Origin of the sequence: Longirhabdus pacifica, assembly GCF_004115085.1 — a bacterium.
Lineage (GTDB): Bacteria > Bacillota > Bacilli > Paenibacillales > DSM-105158 > Longirhabdus > Longirhabdus pacifica.
Window position 1 is genome coordinate 84,474 of record NZ_QXJP01000009.1, and the last position, 21,723, is coordinate 106,196.

At 44.4% G+C, this 21,723-nt stretch carries 14 protein-coding genes; 12 read left to right on the forward strand and 2 right to left on the reverse strand.

Annotation, left to right across the window (positions count from 1 at the left end):
* The first annotated feature begins 323 nt into the window (after window positions 1-323).
* Window positions 324-1,049, forward strand: coding sequence for a spore germination protein GerPC (gene gerPC / locus D1Z92_RS09030; RefSeq protein ID WP_128895339.1), 726 nt, complete (start codon window positions 324-326; stop codon window positions 1,047-1,049).
* A 54-nt stretch (window positions 1,050-1,103) separates the two neighbouring features.
* Here the strand turns inward: gerPC and D1Z92_RS17490 are convergent, their stop codons facing one another.
* Together D1Z92_RS17490 and msrB are read right to left on the reverse strand one after the other, a co-directional pair.
* Window positions 1,104-1,316, reverse strand: a complete 213-nt coding sequence (locus D1Z92_RS17490) for a hypothetical protein (RefSeq protein ID WP_206099732.1) — start codon at window positions 1,314-1,316, stop codon at window positions 1,104-1,106.
* A 296-nt stretch (window positions 1,317-1,612) separates the two neighbouring features.
* Window positions 1,613-2,620 (reverse strand): peptide-methionine (R)-S-oxide reductase MsrB, encoded by a 1,008-nt coding sequence (gene msrB / locus D1Z92_RS09040; protein WP_206099733.1) that lies wholly within the window; start codon window positions 2,618-2,620, stop codon window positions 1,613-1,615.
* Window positions 2,621-2,899: 279 nt separating this feature from the next.
* Here msrB and D1Z92_RS09045 point away from each other — a divergent pair, with 279 nt between their 5' ends.
* From D1Z92_RS09045 to D1Z92_RS09095, 11 genes are all read left to right on the forward strand, one after another.
* Window positions 2,900-3,352 carry a GNAT family N-acetyltransferase gene (locus tag D1Z92_RS09045; RefSeq protein ID WP_164931528.1) on the forward strand — a complete coding sequence of 151 codons (453 nt, stop codon included), beginning with the start codon at window positions 2,900-2,902 and terminating at the stop codon, window positions 3,350-3,352.
* A gap of 140 nt (window positions 3,353-3,492) precedes the next feature.
* Window positions 3,493-3,864, forward strand: a complete 372-nt coding sequence (locus D1Z92_RS09050) for a hypothetical protein (protein WP_128895341.1) — start codon at window positions 3,493-3,495, stop codon at window positions 3,862-3,864.
* A gap of 70 nt (window positions 3,865-3,934) precedes the next feature.
* Window positions 3,935-4,522: a thymidine kinase gene (locus D1Z92_RS09055; protein WP_128895342.1), complete on the forward strand. Its 588-nt coding sequence runs from the start codon at window positions 3,935-3,937 to the stop codon at window positions 4,520-4,522.
* Window positions 4,523-4,746: 224 nt separating this feature from the next.
* Window positions 4,747-5,394: a fructose-6-phosphate aldolase gene (fsa, locus tag D1Z92_RS09060; protein ID WP_128895343.1), complete on the forward strand. Its 648-nt coding sequence runs from the start codon at window positions 4,747-4,749 to the stop codon at window positions 5,392-5,394.
* Between the two features lie 260 nt (window positions 5,395-5,654).
* Window positions 5,655-8,366 (forward strand): peptidase G2 autoproteolytic cleavage domain-containing protein, encoded by a 2,712-nt coding sequence (locus tag D1Z92_RS09065; RefSeq protein WP_240666635.1) that lies wholly within the window; start codon window positions 5,655-5,657, stop codon window positions 8,364-8,366.
* A 255-nt stretch (window positions 8,367-8,621) separates the two neighbouring features.
* The gene (locus tag D1Z92_RS09070) at window positions 8,622-10,760 is read left to right on the forward strand and encodes a peptidase G2 autoproteolytic cleavage domain-containing protein (RefSeq protein WP_240666636.1); all 2,139 of its coding nucleotides are present in this window, start codon (window positions 8,622-8,624) and stop codon (window positions 10,758-10,760) included.
* A gap of 107 nt (window positions 10,761-10,867) precedes the next feature.
* Window positions 10,868-13,183, forward strand: a complete 2,316-nt coding sequence (locus D1Z92_RS09075) for a peptidase G2 autoproteolytic cleavage domain-containing protein (RefSeq protein WP_240666637.1) — start codon at window positions 10,868-10,870, stop codon at window positions 13,181-13,183.
* 36 nt (window positions 13,184-13,219) lie between these two features.
* Window positions 13,220-16,051 (forward strand): peptidase G2 autoproteolytic cleavage domain-containing protein, encoded by a 2,832-nt coding sequence (locus D1Z92_RS09080; protein ID WP_240666638.1) that lies wholly within the window; start codon window positions 13,220-13,222, stop codon window positions 16,049-16,051.
* Between the two features lie 194 nt (window positions 16,052-16,245).
* On the forward strand, window positions 16,246-18,270 hold the full coding sequence (locus tag D1Z92_RS09085) for a peptidase G2 autoproteolytic cleavage domain-containing protein (RefSeq protein ID WP_128895347.1): 2,025 nt from the start codon (window positions 16,246-16,248) through the stop codon (window positions 18,268-18,270).
* Between the two features lie 70 nt (window positions 18,271-18,340).
* Entirely contained in the window at window positions 18,341-20,365 is a 2,025-nt protein-coding gene (locus D1Z92_RS09090) for a peptidase G2 autoproteolytic cleavage domain-containing protein (RefSeq protein ID WP_128895348.1), read from the forward strand.
* Between the two features lie 135 nt (window positions 20,366-20,500).
* Window positions 20,501-21,592, forward strand: coding sequence for an acyltransferase family protein (locus D1Z92_RS09095; protein WP_128895349.1), 1,092 nt, complete (start codon window positions 20,501-20,503; stop codon window positions 21,590-21,592).
* Window positions 21,593-21,723: the final 131 nt, after the last annotated feature.

The window sequence follows — 21,723 nt, forward strand, 5'->3', positions numbered from 1 at the left end:
CTTTTTAGATAAGTTGAATGAACTTGTTCAACTTATTACCCCTATGCATAAGATGGAGAAATTTCAACATCACAACCTTTACGCCTGGGTACTGAGGCGTAAACTTGTATTCCATCATTTCTTCACCTTATATTTAGACTGTATATATTCTACTACAAACGATAGGGACTTAGCCAATATTTTTGTGTTAACCTTTCCAGTTGGCAACTGAGGCATAAACTTATAATTGATTCTCTTGGATTTCATTGGACTGAAAAGAATGGCTTCTATTTATATCTAAAAATCGATCCACATGCATATATTGATGAGGGGAGGACGTGAATATGAGCTCATCTATGAACTATTTGATCGAACAAATATATCAGTATATGATGTGGCAAGCAGAAAAATTAAATAATGTAGAAAAAGAAATGAAAGCATTAAAAGAGCAAATTGCAACGTTATGTGATGAACAACAAAAAGAAAAAATAGGAAAAATCGAATACAATTTCGATCAGTTGAAAGTAGAGACGTTAGAAGGCACGTTACATATCGGTGTATCTCCCCAAGATGGCCAAATGATAGAGGAATTTGCTGTTAATCAAGCCAATATGAAAAATGGGCAGCCATTTAACCAGCAAGGACTAGCACCCATTCAATTCAATCAAGCAACACAAATGGATCAAGGCAATGCCAATCAAGGGAATCCAGGCGGAAATGTTGGCAATATGCAGGCAAATCAGACGCCACAAGCCTCTAGTGAGTGGTATCCTTCTATTCAAAAGACCATTCATGCATATTTAGATGAAGAAGTATATGAACAAATGATTCAATTGGAAAATCAGCATGCAGCTGTATTAATACAGTCCGAACGGACATGGATTATAGAGGATATTAGAAAACAAATCGATACAAGAATTAAAGGATATATGAACAAACCTTGGAGCAAAGAGCAAATTATTGCGCAAGTGAAGCAAGATATTACGATGGCGATGGATACCTATTTAAGCAAAAGACCCAAACAAGATGGTGAACCACCCACACCTCCTCCTTCATCTCCTACATCATAAAACGTGTCAAGAAATGACACCATTCTTGAACACGTTTATGGTACAAGCTGTCACTTATCTATAAGGTGGTCTAGGTCTAGGTCTTGGACCGTAATAATAAGGCCTCGGACGTGGGTAATAATAAGGTCTTGGTCTGATGTAAGGATAAATGGGTCTCGGGACGACAACTACGGGATAAGGATACGGGTAAGGGTAGGGATATGGATACGGAGGTGGATAAGTAGAAGGAGTGGTATACGCCTTCGTTTGTACTTTGCCTTGCTTCATCCGTCTTTCATCTCCTTTCTTTGCAAATCAATCCATACTATAAGTTGAATTAACTTGTTAAACCAATTTATTACCACGATGACTAAGATGGAGAAGTCTCAATATCACAACCTTTGCGCGTCGCTACTGAGGCGCAAACTTGGTTCTTTCTTCATCTTATATATCATATGCAAAAAAGGCGAAAGTGCATAAAGTTTAACGTCATTTTTCCATTTTATTTGCAAAGTGAAGCACATGAAAAAAGGAGTGCAATACGACTGCACTCCTTTTTTATCTATATATTTTTTATGACAACATTACTTTGAGGAATCAAAGTATTTTATATATTCCTTATAGCCCTCTTTTTCTAAATCTTTCACAGGGATGAAACGTAATGCAGCAGAATTAATACAATATCTTAAGCCACCAGCTTCTGTTGGGCCATCATTGAATACATGACCTAAATGTGAATCCGCTACAGAGCTTCTAATTTCAGTGCGTACCATATTGTGGCTGGTGTCTTCTTTTTCAACGACAACCTTTTCATTCACGGGCTTAGAGAAACTTGGCCATCCACAACCGGAATCGAATTGATCTATACTCGTAAACAATGGTTTTCCAGAAACGATATCGACATAGAGGCCTTGTTTATCATTATCATAGAACTCATTTTGAAATGGAGCTTCTGTTCCACTTTCTTGCGTGATTAAAAATTGTTCATTGGTCAATACTGCTTTAAGTTCTTCTTCTGTAGGTTTTAAGTAAAGATCTTGTGCTTTTTTATTTTTCCACATGTCTTCTAAATAGCAAGCACGGCCAGAGCCTTCTTTGTAACTACTATAATGTTCAGGTTTCTTTAAATAAAAATCTTGATGGTGCTCTTCCGCAGTGTAAAACTTAGTCAGCGGGACAATAGGAGTCACAATCGGTTTGTCAAACACACCAGATTGGTCAAAAAACGCTTTTGCTCGCTCCGCTAATTGTTTTTCTGTTTCGTTAGCGTAAAAAATAGCTGTTTCATACTGAGTTCCACGATCAACAAATTGACCGCCAGCATCCGTAGGATCAATATTTTTGAAAAAGACTTCTAATAAAGCCGTATAAGTTACTTTGGTTGGGTCATACGCAATGCGGACAGCTTCAATGTGTCCTGTGCTGCCGCTACAAACTTGCTCGTAGCTAGGATCTTTCATGTCACCGCCAGTATAACCTGCTTCAGAAGCAATCACACCGTCTAAATCTTTAAAAGGTGGTACCATGCACCAAAAACAGCCACCAGCGAATACAGCATGTTTTGTTTGTTGTTGTTCTATTTTTTCATTCATTATTAACCCACCTTTATATTTTATCTGTTCCGTGATGTTGCGTAGTCTATATATAAGATAAAGAATTGACGAAAAATAAGTTTACGCCATAATATCCAAGCGTAAAAATTGTAATGTAGAATCTCTCCATCTTATGTATAGCGTTAATAAGTTGCATGAATAAAACAAATTCATTCAATTTATATATTATAGCAGATTGTTCAAGAAATGAAAGGCAACGCACAGTGATATAGATGGAGCATGAGAGATAGATAGATTAGAAAATGGAGGTAAATGCTGATGATTCATTTACGAAGAGCGAAATCAGACGATAGTCATATCTATACATTGATTGAAGAACAATTGCTGCCTTATACGAAAGAAAGCAATCCACATGTCAAATGGAATATGGTGATCTGTAAGAAAAGGCTAGCGAAAGGCATCACGTGGGTGATAGATACAGAGCAATCTAAATTCGTTGGTTTTATCCATGTATTGCCTAAATACCAAGACGTGAACGTGGATTTACTAGCGGTTAGACCGAAGTATCAAGGAAATGGCTATGGGAAGCAATTACTTTATAAAGCGCATCATTATGCATTAGAGAATGGCTATGGTCACGTCTATGTTTACGTAGATCGACGTAACAAAGGCGCACAAAAATTTTACAAAAGGGAAGGATACGCCTCTATCGGATACGATAAGGAAACCGACACCTATTTATATAAAAGAAAAATGAAAAATATAATGTAATGCTTTATGCTTTGGTCATTATGCTACACCTTGTATTTTACTATATGTACAACTGTAGATGTGCAGTTGCAATGGTTCACCTTTATGCAGGTTTTTGCATTTAATACAATATCCTATGTAGGTGATAGAGGTGATATACGATGTATTTCAATTTGTTCATGGACAGTAATAAAGAGGATAGCTATAGCCATGCAAAGCAAAATGATGTATTGTTACATCAACACAAAAATATGCAACAAGAGAGTCACATACCTCCTCCACCGACAGAGGAGATTCTTTTCTTCAACAACGGAAAAGATCGTAGCTTGATGGATGCATCCATGCTGCCTTCCATGGTGGATCATCACATTTATGTATCCATGAAGCAGCAGCAACCATTTTGGTTTTATGTGAAGCATGTCAATGAAAATAGCGTGTTAGGATATCGTTGGGTGGAGAACAAATGGTTTTATTATTGTATGAATATTTCCTCTATAACGGAAATGTATTGTCATCATCCATATATGAAATGAAACCACGAAAGTCTTCGTTATGATGTATAATACAAAAGTAAAGTTGAAATGGAAGAAGAGGGAATGAACAATGGCACAATTATATTTTCGTTATGGAACGATGAACTCATCCAAATCTGCACAACTATTGATGGTAAATCATAATTACGAAGAACAAGGCAAGAAGACCATCATTTTCAAACCCGCATTAGATACGAGAGATGGGAAATATGTCAAGTCAAGAGCACTCATAGGAAACGTGACCGCTACCATCATCCAAAAAGAAGACAAAGGCGAAATGTTTCAACACGCGAAGTCCATTATGCCAGATTGTGTGCTAGTAGATGAAGCACAGTGGCTGCATGAAAACCATATCGATGAATTGACAGATATCGTAGATGAGCTCTCTATTCCTGTCATTTGCTATGGATTGCTAACGGATTTCCAAGGACATTTATTTGACGGCAGTAGAAGATTGCTAGAAGTAGCAGATAAGCGTGAAGAAGTAAAAACTGTCTGTCGCTATTGTAATAAAAAGGCGATGTTTAACATGCGTGTGTTTGAAGGGGAACCGATTTTCCATGGGGAGCAATTGCAAGTGGGAGGAAACGAAAGTTATATTCCCGTGTGTCGCAAATGCTTTAAAGATAGAAAGCAGAAATGGGAATCTAATGCGTAACGAAGTAAGTGAGTGACAAGTCGTTACACATCATAAACAATGAAGGAATGGAAGAAGACGTTGCTGTGTTGCATGCATAGGCGTCTTTTTTGTGTTGCTATATTTTAATCATACATGTTCGCAAGAAAAATAAAGAAAATGAAACCGTTTTCTCTGTACATTTGTCTGTTATAATACAGGTATATGTTTGTAGTAATCACGAATGTGGACAAGGGGGAATGAAAATGAAATTTTTCATTGATACAGCAAATATGCAAGAAATTCAAGAAGCGCATGCTGTTGGCATACTGTCTGGCGTAACGACCAATCCGAGTCTAGTTGCGAAGGAGAATGTTGCCTTTCATGATCGCTTGAAAGAAATTACTTCCATTGTGAAAGGTTCTGTAAGCGCGGAGGTCATTGGCACTACAGCACCTGAAATGATAAAGGAAGGAAAAGAACTATCCGCCATTGCACCTAACATTACGGTCAAAGTTCCGATGACGTTAGAAGGGTTGAAAGCAGTGAAAGCTCTTTCTGACGACAATATTAAAACAAACGTAACACTTATATTTAATGCAAATCAGGCGCTACTGGCAGCGAGAGCAGGGGCAACCTATGTATCACCTTTTTTAGGCAGACTAGATGATATTGGACATAACGGAATTGAACTTATTTCTACCATCGCTCAATTATTTGATATTCATCAAATTAAAACAGAAATTATCGCAGCTTCCATCCGTCATCCGATGCATATTACCGAAGCGGCATTAAACGGCGCTCACATTGCTACCGTTCCTTATAAAGTCATTATGCAGCTATGCAATCATCCACTTACAGATCAAGGCATAGAGAAGTTTTTAGCAGACTGGAATGATCGTACAACAACGTAATTGAACCGAAACATATAAAGATGATAGATAAGCATAGATATAGACGCTAACCTCTAGTATGAAGTTAGCGTCTATTTTTCATGTTTTATTACATAACTTTTTTGCTATTTTTGTTAACGTCCTGCTCTCTTCCTGCACATTGACATGCTGTGTAAAAGTAATGCTATGATTAGCCATCCATCCTAATAGGCAAAAGCACAGGCAGCCCCTTCCCTTCTTTCATACCTTATAACAGCCTAAATATGAAGGAGGAAGTTACATTGATCTGCAACAGAAAAGACGATATCAACATATGTTCTACGGCACTCGGTCAAAACACATGTGCCAGTGGAGAAGCATCGCTAGCCGAAGGAGCGAATACGACGGCGAATGGCTTTGGTTCACACAGTGAAGGGTGCAACACCGTAGCGAACGGAAGCTGCTCCCATGCGGAAGGCGCTAATACGACAGCCAACGGTGCAAACTCCCATGTCGAAGGAGGGAGTAACACGGCAATTGGCAGTAACTCTCATGCGGAAGGCTCCTTAACGATCTCCCAAGGTCTAGCCTCTCATGCTGAGGGGACAAATACAAGCGCAATTGGAACCAACTCCCATGCGGAAGGAACCAATACGACAGTTAGCGGAAGCAACGGTCACAGCGAGGGGTTTGGCACAACGGTCGGAGCGAATGCTTTTGCTGGGCATGCGGAAGGGTTTCTGACTACTGCCAGTGGGTCTGTTTCGCATGCAGAGGGGAATCAAACTACAGCCAGTGGAACCAATGCACATGCGGAAGGAAATGCAACGACCGCCTTTGATAGCAATGCGCATGCAGAAGGAAATGCTACGAGTGCTGCTACAGATTGTCATGCGGAAGGTATCAGCACCATGGCACTTGCTGGAGGTGCTCACGCAGAAGGGAACAGCACCATCGCGACGGCTAGATTTTCCCATGCCGAAGGATGTAATACGACGGCTATGGGAGTATGCGCACATGCGGGAGGAACTGGTACGGTAGCCAGTGGGAATGCTGCGCATGCCGAAGGAATCAGTACCACAGCGAGCGGAAATGGTTCTCATGCCGAAGGGTTGAATACCACAGCGAGTAGTACTGTTTGTCATGCGGAAGGCAATGGTACGACAGCCAGTGGAGAAGAAAGCCATGCGGAAGGGTTGAACACAGAGGCAAGTGGCGAACAAAGTCATGCGGAAGGTCAGAGTACAACCGCAAGCGGATGTGAAAGTCATGCGGAAGGATTAAATACCGTCGCAAGTGGGGATGAAAGCCATGCGGAAGGGATGGATACCGTGGCAAGTAGTCCACAAAGCCATGCCGAAGGAAGTGGAACAGTTGCTGGAGGTACCGCATCCCACGCCGAGGGATTGGCTACGATAGCCAGTGGAGAGCATAGTCATGCCGAAGGATTAGATACCGTCGCAAGTGGGGATGAAAGTCATGCGGAAGGAAACAACACATCCGCGGAAGGTAACCATAGCCATGCGGAAGGAAACAATGCAACCGCAAGCGGCAACAGCAGCCATGTGGAAGGAGCCAGTACAATAGCAAGTGGTTCTGCTTCTCATGCCGAAGGAGACAACACATCCGCGAGTGGAGACCAAAGTCATGCGGAAGGAAATAGTACAATGGCGAGTGGTCCACAAAGTCATGCGGAAGGAAGTGGGACAGTTGCAGGTGCCACTGCTGCGCATGCGGAAGGAAGTAGTACCATCGCTAGTGGATTGGGCTCTCACGCAGAAGGAACGGGTACAACGGCTAGCGGCGACGCTTCGCATGCGGAAGGAAGCGATTGTATTGCAATGGGGGAGTTTAGTCATGCGGAAGGATTTGACACGGTTGCTTCTGGTAGTAGCTCCCATGCCGAAGGTTCTGGTACGACAGCCAGTGGAGCTAGCGCTCATGCGGAAGGAGCAGGGACTACGGCTAGCGGATCTGAAAGTCATGCGGAAGGATTGACCAACATTGCAGGGGGAACTGCGTCGCACGCGGAGGGAGTAAGTAACATAGCGGGAGCACTGGCTTCGCATGCGGAAGGAAATAGTACGATTGCAATGGGAGATGCTTCACATGCGGAAGGAATAGGTACTTTTGCAGGAGCATCCGCTTCGCATGCGCAAGGAATCAGTACTACAATAGGCGTAACGTTGAGTAGTGCTCATATCATGGGAAATGTCGGTTCGGCTAAATTTGAAAATTCATGGCATCTAGCCGCAGGAGCGTTTGGTGTGACCGGGAACGGCATCGCTGCTTTCATTCGTGGTGATGGTGCAAGTGCTGGCTTCGCCTGCTTCGATGGCGTAAATATGGGCGGTAACTGTAACACATGTGACTTTGCTGAAATGTTCGAAACTCATGACGGTAATTCCATTGATGTCGGCTACTTCGTTACACTAGAGTTTAATAAAATACGGATCGCTACCCATCTCGATAGTTATATTCTCGGTGTCGTTAGCGCGACGCCAGGCATCGTGAGTGGATCGTCGGAGATGCATTGGAAAGGACAATATGAGATGAACGAGTGGGGACAATATGTCTATGATACAGAGTATATCCCTGCAAAAGTCAACGATGATGGTGACATTATCGAGCCAGCAAAAGAAGTCAAGCGAAGAAGAGTCCATGCCCATTATCGAGATGACGTGCCATATCAATCTAGGCAAGAGCGTCCAGAGTGGGCTCCTGTTGCGTTAGTAGGTCAGGTGAGAGTGCGAGATGATGGGACTTGCGAAGAGAATGGTTATTGTATGCCGAACATCGAAGGGATGGCTACAAAAGCAGATTATGGATATCGGGTGATGGAACGAACAGGGGAACGACAAGTGCTTATCCTTCTCAACGGCGATCAATACTTGCAGCAGAATACGTTAAGACAAGAAGTTTCACGATGTCATGATGAAAACCAAAAGCTTAAGGTAGAGATGGTTGTTTTACAAGAGCAGATGAAAAATATATTGCGCTATATAAAAAAATAATAACTTCATACCTTTGAACTACACGCCACTATATATGAACGAAATGATTTTTCTCCTGTTCATGTTGGTGGTTTATTTATGGTTTTCTTTCTTTTACATATTGTCGTTCTCTAGGCACGCACCTATACCAGTTGTAGCACATTGAGATCATTGATATAGATACAGCTATTTTATAGGCAATTGCACACGCAACACCATCCATTCTTTCATACCCTATATCACTATAGTAGCCTATACATGAAGGAGGAAGTTACGTTGGTCTGTAACAGAAAAGACGACATCAATATATGTTCTACCGCATTCGGGCAAAACACATGTGCCAATGGAGAAGCATCGTTAGCGGAAGGAGCCAGCACCACGGCGAACGGTTTTGCTTCTCATAGTGAAGGATGTAACACGTTAGCAAACGGCAGCTGTTCCCATGCGGAAGGAGCAAATACGACAGCAACTGGAGCGAACTCCCATGCGGAAGGAGGAAGCAATACGTCTATAGGTAGTAACTCTCATGCGGAGGGATCATTAACTGTCTCTCAAGGACTGGCATCTCATACTGAAGGCACCAGCACAAGAGCAGTAGGAACTAGTTCGCATGCGGAAGGAACCAACACCACAGCAACTGGAAGTAATGCCCATAGTGAAGGTTTTGGCACAACTGTTGGGGCTAATGCTTTTGCTGGGCATGCGGAAGGGTTTTTGACGACAGCAAGTGGCTCTGTTTCTCATGCAGAGGGCAATCAGACAGTAGCAAGTGGAACCAATGCACATGCAGAAGGTTTTTTTGCAACAGCGAGTGGTAACGGTTCTCATGCCGAAGGAGAGAATACACTCGCAAGTGGCAATGCTTCTCATGCAGAAGGTGTTGGCACAACGGCGAGTGGTCTTGCTTCCCATGCCCAAGGACAAGATACACTCGCAAGTGGAGAAAATAGTCACGCAGAAGGAGATGGGACTGTAGCTGGTGGAACCGCTGCTCACGCAGAGGGGTTAAATACAACAGCCAGTGGTTTCATTTCTCATGCGCAAGGCTTCCTTGCAGTAGCAAGTGGTCCTGGTTCTCATGCGGAAGGAGTTATGACTTCAGCAAGTGGTCCGGAGTCGCATGCGGAAGGTAATAGAACTATAGCAAGTGGGACAAATGCACATGCAGAAGGATTATTTACAACATGTTCGGGTAATCGAAGTCATGGTGAAGGAATGGCGAGTATAGCCAGTGGAGACGCATCCCACGTAGAAGGAACCGCAACAACAGCAACTGGAAGTAGTGCCCATGCGGAGGGGTTTAGGACAACCGCTAGTGAAGTTGTTGCCCATGCGGAGGGATTTAATACAACTGCAAGTGGTAATTCTTCGCATTCCGAAGGAGCAGGAACAACCGCAAGTGGAATTAGCAGCCATGCGGAAGGGAATTCCACAATCGCAAGTGGTATAAGTAGTCATTCCGAAGGTTCTGCCACTATAGCCAGTGGCGAAGCTTCCCATAGTGAAGGAAGTGGAACAGTAGCAGGAGCAACAGGCTCTCATGCGGAAGGAATAAACACGACAATAGGCACCACACTAGCTAGTGCTCACATGATGGGTAACAGTGGTACAGCTAAATTTGAAAATTCGTGGCATCTAGCGGCAGGTGCATTTGGTGTGACAGGGAACGGCATCGCTGCTTTCATCCGTGGTGACGGTGCAAGTGCTGGCTTTGCCTGCTTCGATGGGGTGAATATGGGTGGCAACTGTAACACATGTGATTTTGCTGAAATGTTTGAAACACACGATGGCAATTCCATTGAGGTCGGCTACTTCGTCACACTAGAGCGCAATAAAATACGTAAAGCTACGCATCTCGATAGTTATATTCTCGGTGTCGTTAGTGCCACCCCTGGCATCGTCAGTGGATCATCGGAGCTGCATTGGAAAGGGCAATACGAGATGAATGAGTGGGGACAATACGTCTATGATACAGAGCATATCCCTGCTAAAGTCAACGATAATGGTGATATTATCGTACCGGCAAAAGAAATCAAACGAAGAAGAGTGAATCCTCATTACCGAGATGACGTGCCATATCAATCTAGGCAAGAACGACCAGAGTGGGTGCCTGTTGGCTTAGTGGGGCAGGTGAGAGTGCGAGATGATGGCAGTTGTGAAGAGAGTGGGTACTGTATGCCAAACGCCGAAGGAATGGCAACGAAAGCAGATTATGGTTATCGAGTGATGGAGCGAACAGGGGAAAGGCAAGTGTTGATCTTACTTCATGGCGATCAGCATGTACAACAGAATACTTTAAGACAACAAAATAAGGAATTGCGTGATGTGAATAAAATACTACTTCAGAGAATAGAGAGATCAGAGCAAGCAGTTCATCTGTTATATGAACGTATAGCACATTTAGATGAACATTAGGGATTGATTTAGAAACAGCTATTGTATAGGCAACGGCACAGGCAGCCCCCTCCTTTTTTCATACCCTATATCACTATAGTAGCCTATACATGAAGGAGGAAGTTACGTTGATCTGTAACAGAAAAGACGACATCAATATATGTTCTACAGCATTAGGCCAAAATACATGCGCAAGTGGAGAAGCATCGTTAGCGGAAGGAGCCAGCACCACGGCAAGTGGCTTCGGTTCGCATAGTGAAGGGTGTGACACCGTAGCCAATGGAAGTTGCTCGCATGCAGAAGGCGCCAATACGACAGCTACTGGTGCAAACAGTCATGCCGAAGGCGGTAACAATACGTCTATCGGCAGTAACTCGCATGCAGAAGGTTCATTAACGATCTCCCAAGGCCTAGCCTCTCATGCTGAGGGAACAAACACAATTGCAATCGGGACTAATTCTCATGCGGAAGGAACAAATACTATGGCTAGAGGAAGTAATGCCCATAGTGAAGGGTTCGGGACAACGGTAGGAGCCAATGGTTTTGCTGGGCATGCGGAAGGATTTTTGACTATTGCCAGTGGTTCTGTTTCCCATGCAGAAGGGAGTCAGACTACAGCTAGTGCAACAAACGCACATGCGGAGGGTGATGGGACGATTGCCAGTGGAGAATCTAGTCATGCCGAAGGGTCAGAAACGACAGCCAGTGGAGTAAACTCACATGCCCAAGGACTGCTTAGTATGGCTCTTGGTCTACAAAGTCATGCGGAAGGGACGAATACCGTAGCAAGTGGTACTGTTTCCCACGCCGAAGGAATGAATACAGTCGCAAGCGGTACTGTTTCCCATGCGGAAGGCTCGGGTACTACAGCCAGTGGAGAATGTAGCCATGCGGAAGGAGAGAACACATCGGCAATAGGTAACGATAGCCATGCGGAAGGAGAAGGCACATTTGCAATCGGCAGCGCTAGCCATGCGGAAGGAGAGAACACATCGGCAATAGGTAACAGTAGTCATGCGGAAGGGAACAATACAGCGGCAAGCGACACCAGCAGCCATGCGGAAGGAACAAATACAATTGCGATACTAGTCAATGCCCATGCAGAGGGAAATAATACCCTTGCTTTTGAAAATAGTCATGCGGAAGGGAGCCTTACAACCGCAAGTGGTTTGGCTTCTCATGCAGAAGGTCAAGGTACAACCGCAAGTGGGCCTCAATCTCATGCGGAAGGAAACCGTACGACTTCCAGTGGTGAACAAAGTCATGCGGAAGGAATATTTAGCATGGCAGCTGGCTGTGCTTCCCATGCACAAGGAGGCAGTTGTCTCGCTATGGGGGATGGTAGTCATGCGGAAGGGTTTGACGCCTTTGCTTTTGGCAATAGCTCCCATGCGGAAGGAAATGGTACTATAACCAGTGGAGCTAGCTCCCATGCCGAAGGTTCTGGTACTACAGCAAGTGGTTTGGCCTCCCATGCCGAAGGATCTGGAACCATGGCAATTGGTGTTGCTTCCCATGCCGAAGGACTACAAACCATCGCAGGAGCTATGGCTTCTCATGTCGAAGGAATAAACACTGTCATTGGTAGTACCTTGTCCAGTGCCCACCTGATGGGCAACAGTGGTACAGCTAAATTTGAAAATTCGTGGCATCTAGCAGCGGGAGCGTTTGGTGTGGGAGGTAACGGCATTGCTGCTTTCATCCGTGGTGATGGTGCAAGTGCTGGCTTCGCCTGCTTCGATGGGGTGAATATGGGTGGCAACTGTAACACATGTGATTTTGCTGAAATGTTCGAAACACACGATGGCAATTCCATTGAGGTCGGCTACTTCGTCACACTAGAACGCAATAAAATACGTATTGCCACCCATCTCGATACGTATATTCTTGGTGTCGTTAGTGCCACTCCTGGCATTGTGAGCGGATCATCGGAGATGCACTGGAAAGGGCAATATGAGATGAACGAGTGGGGACAGTACGTCTACGATACAGAGCATATTCCTGCTAAAGTCAATGATCATGGTGATATTATCGTGCCGGCAAAAGAAATCAAACGAAGAAGAGTGAATCCTCATTATCGAGATGACGTGGCTTATCAATCGAGGCAAGAACGACCGGAGTGGGTTCCCGTCGGCTTAGTGGGACAGGTGCGAGTGCGAGATGATGGAACTTGTGAAGAAAATGGCTACTGTATGCCAAATGCCGAAGGGATGGCGACAAGAGCAGATTACGGTTATAGAGTGATGGAACGAACAGGGGGAAGACAAGTGCTCATCCTACTTCATGGGGAGCAGCATATACAGCAAAATGCATTTAGACAACAAATTATCCAATTACGTGATGTCAATAAATTATTACTACAGAGAATAGAGAGATCAGAGCAAGCAATGCATTTGTTATATGAACGAGTAGCACATTTAAATGAAAAAATAAATAGGGATTGAATTTAATACATCTCAAATACGAAGGAGGAAGTTACATTGAGTTGTAACAGAAAAGATAATATTAATATATGTTCTACCGCTTTCGGTCAAAATACATGTGCCAATGGTGAAGCATCACTAGCAGAAGGAGCCAGCACCACGGCAAATGGCTTTGGATCGCATAGTGAAGGGTGCAACACGGAAGCGAATGGAAGTTGCTCCCATGCGGAAGGAGCGAATACAACGGCAGCTGGCGCAAATGCTCATGCTGAAGGTGGCAGTAATACGTCTATCGGCAGTAACTCCCATGCGGAAGGCACATTAACTGTCTCTCAAGGACTGGCATCCCACGCTGAAGGAACAAACACAATTGCAGCGGGAAGCAGTTCCCATGCGGAAGGAAGTAACACTACAGCAACTGGAAGTAATAGTCACACTGAGGGATTTGGCTCAACGGTTGGGAGTAACGCTTTTGCTGGGCATGCGGAAGGATTTCTGACTACAGCGAGTGGCTCTGTTTCTCATGCTGAAGGGAGTCAGACTACAGCCAGTGGAACAAACGCCCATGCTGAGGGGAATGGGACGATTGCCAGCAATAGTAGTACGCATGCCGAAGGGTTAGATACCATCGCCAGCGGCTTAAGAGGTCATGCAGAAGGAGCAGTAAGCATGGCTATAGGTAACCAAAGTCATGCAGAAGGAACGCTGACCATGGCATTGCAAGCAAACTCCCATGCCGAGGGAGTTTCAACAATGGCGAATGTAAACAGTCATGCGGAAGGAAATAATACCAACGCAATGGGTTTTGCTTCTCATGCACAAGGTAATGGTACAACCGCAAGTGGAGATGTTTCACATGCCGAAGGAACGGTTACCACAGCGAGTGGTAGTTCTTCGCATGCGCAAGGACTTTGTTCTATGGCAAGTGGAGAAGCATCCCATGCAGAAGGATTTGAAACAGTTGCTAGTGGAGAAGTATCCCATGCGGAAGGTATTGGTACAACCGCAAGTGCTGTAGCTACTCATGCCGAAGGAAGTGAGACAGTCGCAGGAGCTACTGCATGTCATGCTGAAGGACAAAATAGTGTAGCTATCGGAAATGTTTCGCATGCAGAAGGTTGCGGCACCACAGCTTCTGGTATTTTTTCGCATTCGGAAGGCCAGTTTACTGAGGCAACCGGAGATATTTCCCATGCGGAAGGAGGAGCAACCGTAGCTAGTGGTTTTGTTTCACATGCTGAAGGACGAATAACTACAGCTTCCAATCAATCTTCTCATGCCGAAGGGGACACAACCATAGCTAGTGGCCCTGCTTCTCACTCGGAAGGTTCCAATACAACAGCCATGGCTTCTAATTCGCATGCTGAAGGAACTTTTACCGTAGCATCTGGGACTAATTCTCATTCTGAAGGAGCTCAGACTATAGCAAGTGGAAACATTTCGCACGCCGAAGGGTTTGGTAGTGCAGCAACTGGAGACTTTTCGCACGCCGAAGGTTGCTTTACCTTAGCAATGGGAGAGTGCTCCTATGCTGGTGGAACTGGCACAACGGCAAGTGGTTTTGCATCACATGCCGAAGGAGATTCTACTATCGCAGGAGCCACCGCTTCGCATACGGAAGGAATGAATACGATGGCTTCTGATACTAATGCTCATGCCGAAGGATCTGGAACCATGGCAACTGGTGTTGCTTCCCATGCCGAAGGAATGAGCACGATGGCAGTGGCAAACATATCTCATGCGGAAGGATTGGAAACCATCGCCAGTGGCGATGCATCGCATGCCGAAGGGAATGGTACCACCGCGAGTGGCGACGCATCGCATGCCGAAGGAGTGGAAACGACGGCAAGTGGTATTCCTTCCCATGCCGAAGGATCTGGAACCATCGCCAGTGGCGAAGCATCGCATGCCGAAGGACTACAAACCATCGCAGGAGCTATGGCTTCTCATGTCGAAGGAATCAACACTGTCATTGGTAGTACCTTGTCCAGTGCCCACCTGATGGGCAACAGTGGTACAGCTAAATTTGAAAATTCGTGGCATCTAGCAGCAGGAGCGTTTGGTGTGGGAGGTAATGGCATTGCTGCTTTCATCCGTGGTGATGGTGTAAGTGCTGGCTTTGCCTGCTTCGATGGGGTGAACATGGGCGGTAACTGTAACACATGTGATTTTGCTGAGATGTTCGAAACCAGTGACGGAAATCCCATTGATGTTGGCTATTTCGTTACATTAGAGCGCAATAAAATACGTATTGCCACCCATCTCGATACGTATATTCTTGGTGTCGTTAGTGCCACTCCTGGCATTGTGAGCGGATCATCGGAGATGCACTGGAAAGGGCAATATGAGATGAACGAGTGGGGACAGTACGTCTACGATACAGAGCATATCCCTGCTAAAGTCAATGATAATGGTGATATTATCGTGCCGGCAAAAGAAATGAAACGAAGAAGAGTGAATCCTCATTATCGAGATGACGTGGCTTATCAATCGAGGCAAGAGCGACAGGAGTGGGTTCCCGTCGGCTTAGTGGGACAGGTGCGAGTAAGAGACGACGGAACTTGTGAAGACAATGGCTACTGTATGCCGAATGCCGAAGGAATGGCGACGAAAGCAGATTATGGTTATCGAGTAATGGAGCGAACAGGCGAGAACCAAGTGCTTGTGTTGCTTAATGGGGATCAATACGTTGAGCACAGTAAACTAAAACATCAATATCACCACTTGGAGAAGAGATTACAGCAGACAGAGCATTTAAGTGATGTGAATAAAATATTACTTCAGAGAATAGAGAACTCAGAGCAAACCATGCATCAATTACATGAAAGTTTAGAAGAATTACGTAATGCTCATACAGGGTTACTTCAGAGAATCGAGAGGTCAGAGTAAGTATCACATATGCTATATAAATCATAAATAAATAAAATAAATGGTTTACCAAAATTTAATTCATATTTACCAAATTTCAAAATAATCAACATTATTATGTTTGATATATTACTAGGCAATCGCACAGGCAGCCCTCTTTTTTCTTTCATACCCTATATCACTATATCAGCCTAAATATAGAGGAGGAAGTTACATTGAGTTGTAACAGAAAAGACGATATCAATATATGTTCTACCGCACTCGGACAAAATACATGTGCTAATGGTGAAGCATCTCTAGCAGAGGGGGCCAGCACCACGGCCAATGGCTTTGGATCGCATAGTGAAGGGTGTAATACCGAAGCGAATGGAAGCTGCTCCCATGCGGAAGGAGCGAATACGACAGCAACTGGCGCAAACGCTCATGCCGAAGGTGGGAGTAATATATCTATTGGCAGTAACTCACATACGGAAGGATCATTAACGATCTCCCAAGGACTGGCATCACACGCCGAAGGAACAAGCACGATCTCAGCAGGAAGCAGTTCCCATGCGGAAGGAAGCAACACCACTGCGACTGGAAGTAACAGTCATAGCGAAGGATTTGGTACAACAGTTGAGGTTAATGTTTTTGCTGGGCATGCCGAAGGATTTTTTGCGACAGCAAGTGGCTCTGTATCCCATGCAGAAGGAAATCAGACTACAGCAAGTGGTACTAATAGTCATGCCGAAGGGTTTGGAACAACAGCAAGTGGTTCTCACTCGCATGCCGAGGGAAGTTTGACAACCGCTAGCGGCATAAATAGTCATGCGGAAGGTTACGGAACAACAGTCAGTGGAGATAACGCTCATGGGGAAGGATTAGGAACAACAGCCAGTGGTATAAATAGTCATGCCGAAGGATTGGGAACAACCGCAAGCGCTAGCTTTTCGCATGCCGAAGGAAGTAATACATTAGCGGATGGAGCTCAAAGTCATGCCGAAGGAAGGGCTACTACGGCAAGCGGTAATGCTTCGCATGCCGAAGGAGATGCTACATTAGCGAATGGAGCTCAAAGTCATGCCGAAGGGGCTTTAACAACAGTAAATGCTACCGTTGCTCATGCCGAAGGAATTTTAACGACAGCCAGTGGAACAAATGCTCATGCAGAAGGTAATAGTTCAATTGCAGTAGGCGATCATAGCTATGCCGAAGGATTTTTCACTTTGGCAATGGGAATAGATAGCCATGCGGAAGGTATGGTGACCGTGGCTAGTGGGGAGAGAGGCCATGCGGAAGGAAACGATACCATGGCAAGTGGTGCTAGTAGCCATGCCCAAGGAATAGATACGTTTAGCGGTGGTACTGCTTCTCATGCCGAAGGCATCGGTACCACAATAGATTTTTTCCTCAATAGTGCCCACATTATGGGTAACACTGGTATGGCAAGATTAGAAAATTCATGGCACTTAGCAGCAGGTGCATTTGGCGTCACTGGTAACGGCATTGCTGCCTTTATTAGTGGCACGACAAATGGTGCAGGTCTTGGTGATGCATGCTTTATGGGCACTGTCAGTATGAATGCCAATTGCAACATCTGTGACTTTGCTGAAATGTTCGAAAGTATAGATGGGACTAACATTGATGTCGGCTATTTCGTGACCCTAGAAGGAAACAAAATACGCATTGCGAACAGCGACGATGACTATATACTAGGCATTACAAGCGCCACACCAGGCATACTTGGTGGGAATAGCGGACTGCATTGGCAAGGGCAGTACCTTACCGATGAATGGGGACGACGCATCTACGAAGATGTGCTTATACCAGATCAACACGATGAACATGGCAACATCGTAAAGACACAAACGGTTAAAAAACAACTCGCAATCAATCCGCAATATGACCCGAAACGACCTTATGAAGGAAGAGCGGAGAGGTCAGAGTGGGTTCCGGTAGGCTTAGTAGGGCAGGTCCAAGTAAGAGATGATGGAAGCTGTGAAGTGAATGACTACTGCATGCCTAATATACAAGGCATCGCGACAAAATCAGATTATGGCTATCGAGTGATAGAACGAACAGACGAGAAGCAAGTGATTGTCTTGCTCAACGGCGATCAATATATACAGCAACATAAATTAAACGAGCAAAATAAAGAATTACGTCATTTTATATTTCAATCGATGAAAGAATCAGAACAAACTATTCATCAACTACACGAACATTTAGCCGAATTAAACAAAAAAGTAAATCGTGCCTAAACGAAATTTTTAACCAACACCCTTGATTCTTTTATACCCATATCAACCCCAACATAAAGGAGAGGGAAAAATGAGTTGTAATAGAAAAGATGATATGAATAGATGTTCCACCGCACTCGGTCAGAATACATGTGCAAGTGGTGAAGCATCATTAGCGGAAGGAGCCAGCACCACAGCGAATGGCTTTGGTTCACATAGTGAAGGGTGCAACACCGAAGCGAATGGAAGTTGCTCCCATGTCGAAGGGGCGAATACGATAGCAACTGGCGCAAACTCTCATGCGGAAGGAGGAAGCAGCACTTCCATCGGTAGCATCTCTCATGCAGAAGGATCATTAACCGTATCTCAAGGTCTCGCATCTCATGCGGAAGGCACAAACACGAAAGCAATCGGAACGAACTCTCATGCGGAAGGCACAAACACAACGGCACGTAGCAGTAGTGCCCATAGCGAGGGATTTGGTACAACAGTGGGATTTAACGCCTTTGCGGGGCATGCCGAAGGATTTGTTACCACAGCTAGCGGTTCTGTTTCTCATGCGGAGGGAAATAATACGACGGCAAATGGAGCCAACTCCCATGCGGAAGGAGGAAGCAGCATTTCTATAGGTAGTAACTCTCATGCAGAAGGGAATGAAACCACAGCGAGTGGAGCCAATAGCCATGCTGAGGGCTTTGAAACCACAGCGAGTGGAGCCAATAGCCATGCTGAGGGCTTTGAAACCACAGCGAGTGGAGCAAATAGCCATGCGGAAGGTGTTGTAACTACAGCAAATGCCAGTGCATCTCACGCCGAAGGAAATGAAACAGTAGCTGGTGCAACCGCTGCTCATGCGGAAGGATGTGGTACAACTGCAAGTGGCGTTGCAAGTCATGCGGAAGGATTTCAAACCGTAGCTAGTGGACTCAATAGTCATGCGGAAGGATGTGGTACAACAGCCAGTGGTAGTGGTGCTCATGCAGAAGGATGCAATACGATGGCCATGGGAGCTGGTTCTTATGCGGGAGGTACTGGAACAAGAGCGATCGGTAATGCTGCACATGCCGAAGGAAGTGAAACCGTAGCGGGAGGATTAGCTGCACATTCTGAGGGATCTGGAACGACAGCCAGTGGAGATTTTAGCCATGCGGAAGGATTTGCTACCCAAGCAACGGCAAATTCTAGCCATGCTGAAGGAAGTGGAACCATAGCTGGCGCAACCGCTTCCCATGCCCAAGGCATCAACACCTCTGTCGGCGCTACCCTCACTAGCGCTCACATTATGGGGAACAGTGGCACAGCAAAGCTAGAGAATTCATGGCACTTAGCCGCAGGAGTGTTTGGCGTAACTGGCAACGGCATCGCTGCCTTTATAAGCGGTACGACGAATGGTGCAGGTCTTGGTGATGCTTGTTTTATGGGCACGGTCAGTATGAATGCAAACTGTAATACGTGTGACTTTGCTGAAATGTTCGAGAGTATCGATGGGACTTCCATTGATGTCGGTTATTTCGTGACGATTGAAGGGAACAAGATCCGTATTGCCACAAACAAAGATGACTACATCCTAGGCATTACGAGCGCCACACCAGGCGTGCTTGGTGGGAACAGCGGACTATATTGGCAAGGGCAGTACCTTACCGATGAGTGGGGACGGCGCATTTACGAAGATGTGCTTATACCTGATCAACGTGATGAACATGGCAACATCGTAGAGACACAAATGGTCAAAAAACAACTTGCAGTAAACCCTCAGTATGACCCGAAACGCCCTTATAAAGGAAGAGCGGAGCGAGCCGAGTGGTCTGCTGTCGGCTTAGTCGGGCAAGTACGAGTAAGAGATGATGGAAGTTGCGAGGTCAATGGCTATTGTATGCCGAACGCAGAAGGGATAGCGACAAAATCAGAGTATGGCTATCGAGTGATAGAGCGAACAGGTGAGAAACAAGTGCTTGTCCTGCTCAATGGGGATCAATATGTACAACAACATACATTAAGACAACAAAATATGCAATTACGTAATGTTATGCTCCAATGGATGAAAAAATCAAAACAAACCATTCATCAACTACAAGAACAAATAGCAGAATTAGATAATAAAATAAATCGTCATTGATATACATTTATCTCATACAAACGCTTAAAAAACAATTTCATTGACAAATTTTAGAGCTGGATTAAATTCCTTTATATATGCTATTTTGTAGTATGTATTAAATACATTAAATATTAGCATATATAGGAGAAAACAGTGATAAAAGAGTGGAATCTACTACGCGTCATCGCATGTTTAAGCATTGTCTTATTGCATAGTACAACAACGACAGCTTTTTATGCAGGACATCCTGAAATACCATACTATCAACTAGTTAGAATACTACTTTGTTATGCTACACCTACATTTATCATTTTATCTGAAATCATTTTAGCTCATCGTTATCCACAAACATTACCGCAAGGCTTTTGGCTCAAGCGTTTGAAGTGGATCTATACACCATTTCTATTTTTCGGGGTAGTAGATGCGATGATTGCATACGATAAATATGTATACACATGGGATCAGCTACAACAAAAGTTAGCATACAATCTCTTATTTGGACATTTTGAAGGATATTTTGTGCTTATTATGTTTCAATTTTATGTATTACACTATGTGGTTACGAAATACAAAATGTCAATGAAAGTGTTACTTCCGATTAGCTTCGTGCTCATGATGGTCTATCAATATGTGTATCATTACGCTCAAATTCCATTCATCTTAGAAAATAAAGCATTTTTCAAAATGCCGTTTATAGCTTGGTTCGGTTACTTTAGTATTGCTTTTCTCATGGGGAAACACTATCCTATTCTCTCGCAAAAGCTATTAAAATGGAGATGGCTGACTCTTATAGCCGTTCTTCTCTCTGTGGGAATCATATATTTGTCCTATGTAGCTGGTGACGTCGCAGTGCGTTCTCTTCGTCCAGATATTTTTCCGCTGGCATTATCTGTGAGTCTTGCTGTCATCGCATGGGGACAGCGCTTGCCTAACTACAACATCGTTAAGCTAATCAGTAACTATGCTTTTGGTATTTACTTGATCCATTGGCCAGTGCAGCGATACCTTGCAGCATATACGACACAATGGTTCCCTTATCCCATGATGCAAGTGATAGGGTTGTTTTTTATTAGTTTCATCTTTTCTATGGTAATCATTTATCTATTGTCTCGTCTTCCTTGGGGAGTCGGATCATTTTTAATAGGGCAAGTGAAAAGAGATAAGCATAGTAGACATCTAAACAACAATAGGAGATGTATAGGCAATAATAGAAACAGACAAAAACAAGTTGAACTATCCGAATGAGAGGTATTCAAGTAAAGGTGTAAATTCAAAGTTAGCGTGTGATACAACGTACACTTACGAGATTAATGAAGTAGCAGTAGCTGGCGAATGATTTACAATTGTCAGCTCTTTTTTGTTTTGCATGCTGTTCA

Coding starts and splice junctions, on each gene's coding strand:
- gerPC (WP_128895339.1), top strand. CDS start 324: ATGAGCTCATCTATGAACTATTTGATCGAACAAATATATCAGTATATG.
- D1Z92_RS17490 (WP_206099732.1), bottom strand. CDS start 1,316: ATGAAGCAAGGCAAAGTACAAACGAAGGCGTATACCACTCCTTCTACT.
- msrB (WP_206099733.1), bottom strand. CDS start 2,620: ATGAATGAAAAAATAGAACAACAACAAACAAAACATGCTGTATTCGCT.
- D1Z92_RS09045 (WP_164931528.1), top strand. CDS start 2,900: ATGATTCATTTACGAAGAGCGAAATCAGACGATAGTCATATCTATACA.
- D1Z92_RS09050 (WP_128895341.1), top strand. CDS start 3,493: ATGTATTTCAATTTGTTCATGGACAGTAATAAAGAGGATAGCTATAGC.
- D1Z92_RS09055 (WP_128895342.1), top strand. CDS start 3,935: ATGGCACAATTATATTTTCGTTATGGAACGATGAACTCATCCAAATCT.
- fsa (WP_128895343.1), top strand. CDS start 4,747: ATGAAATTTTTCATTGATACAGCAAATATGCAAGAAATTCAAGAAGCG.
- D1Z92_RS09090 (WP_128895348.1), top strand. CDS start 18,341: ATGAGTTGTAATAGAAAAGATGATATGAATAGATGTTCCACCGCACTC.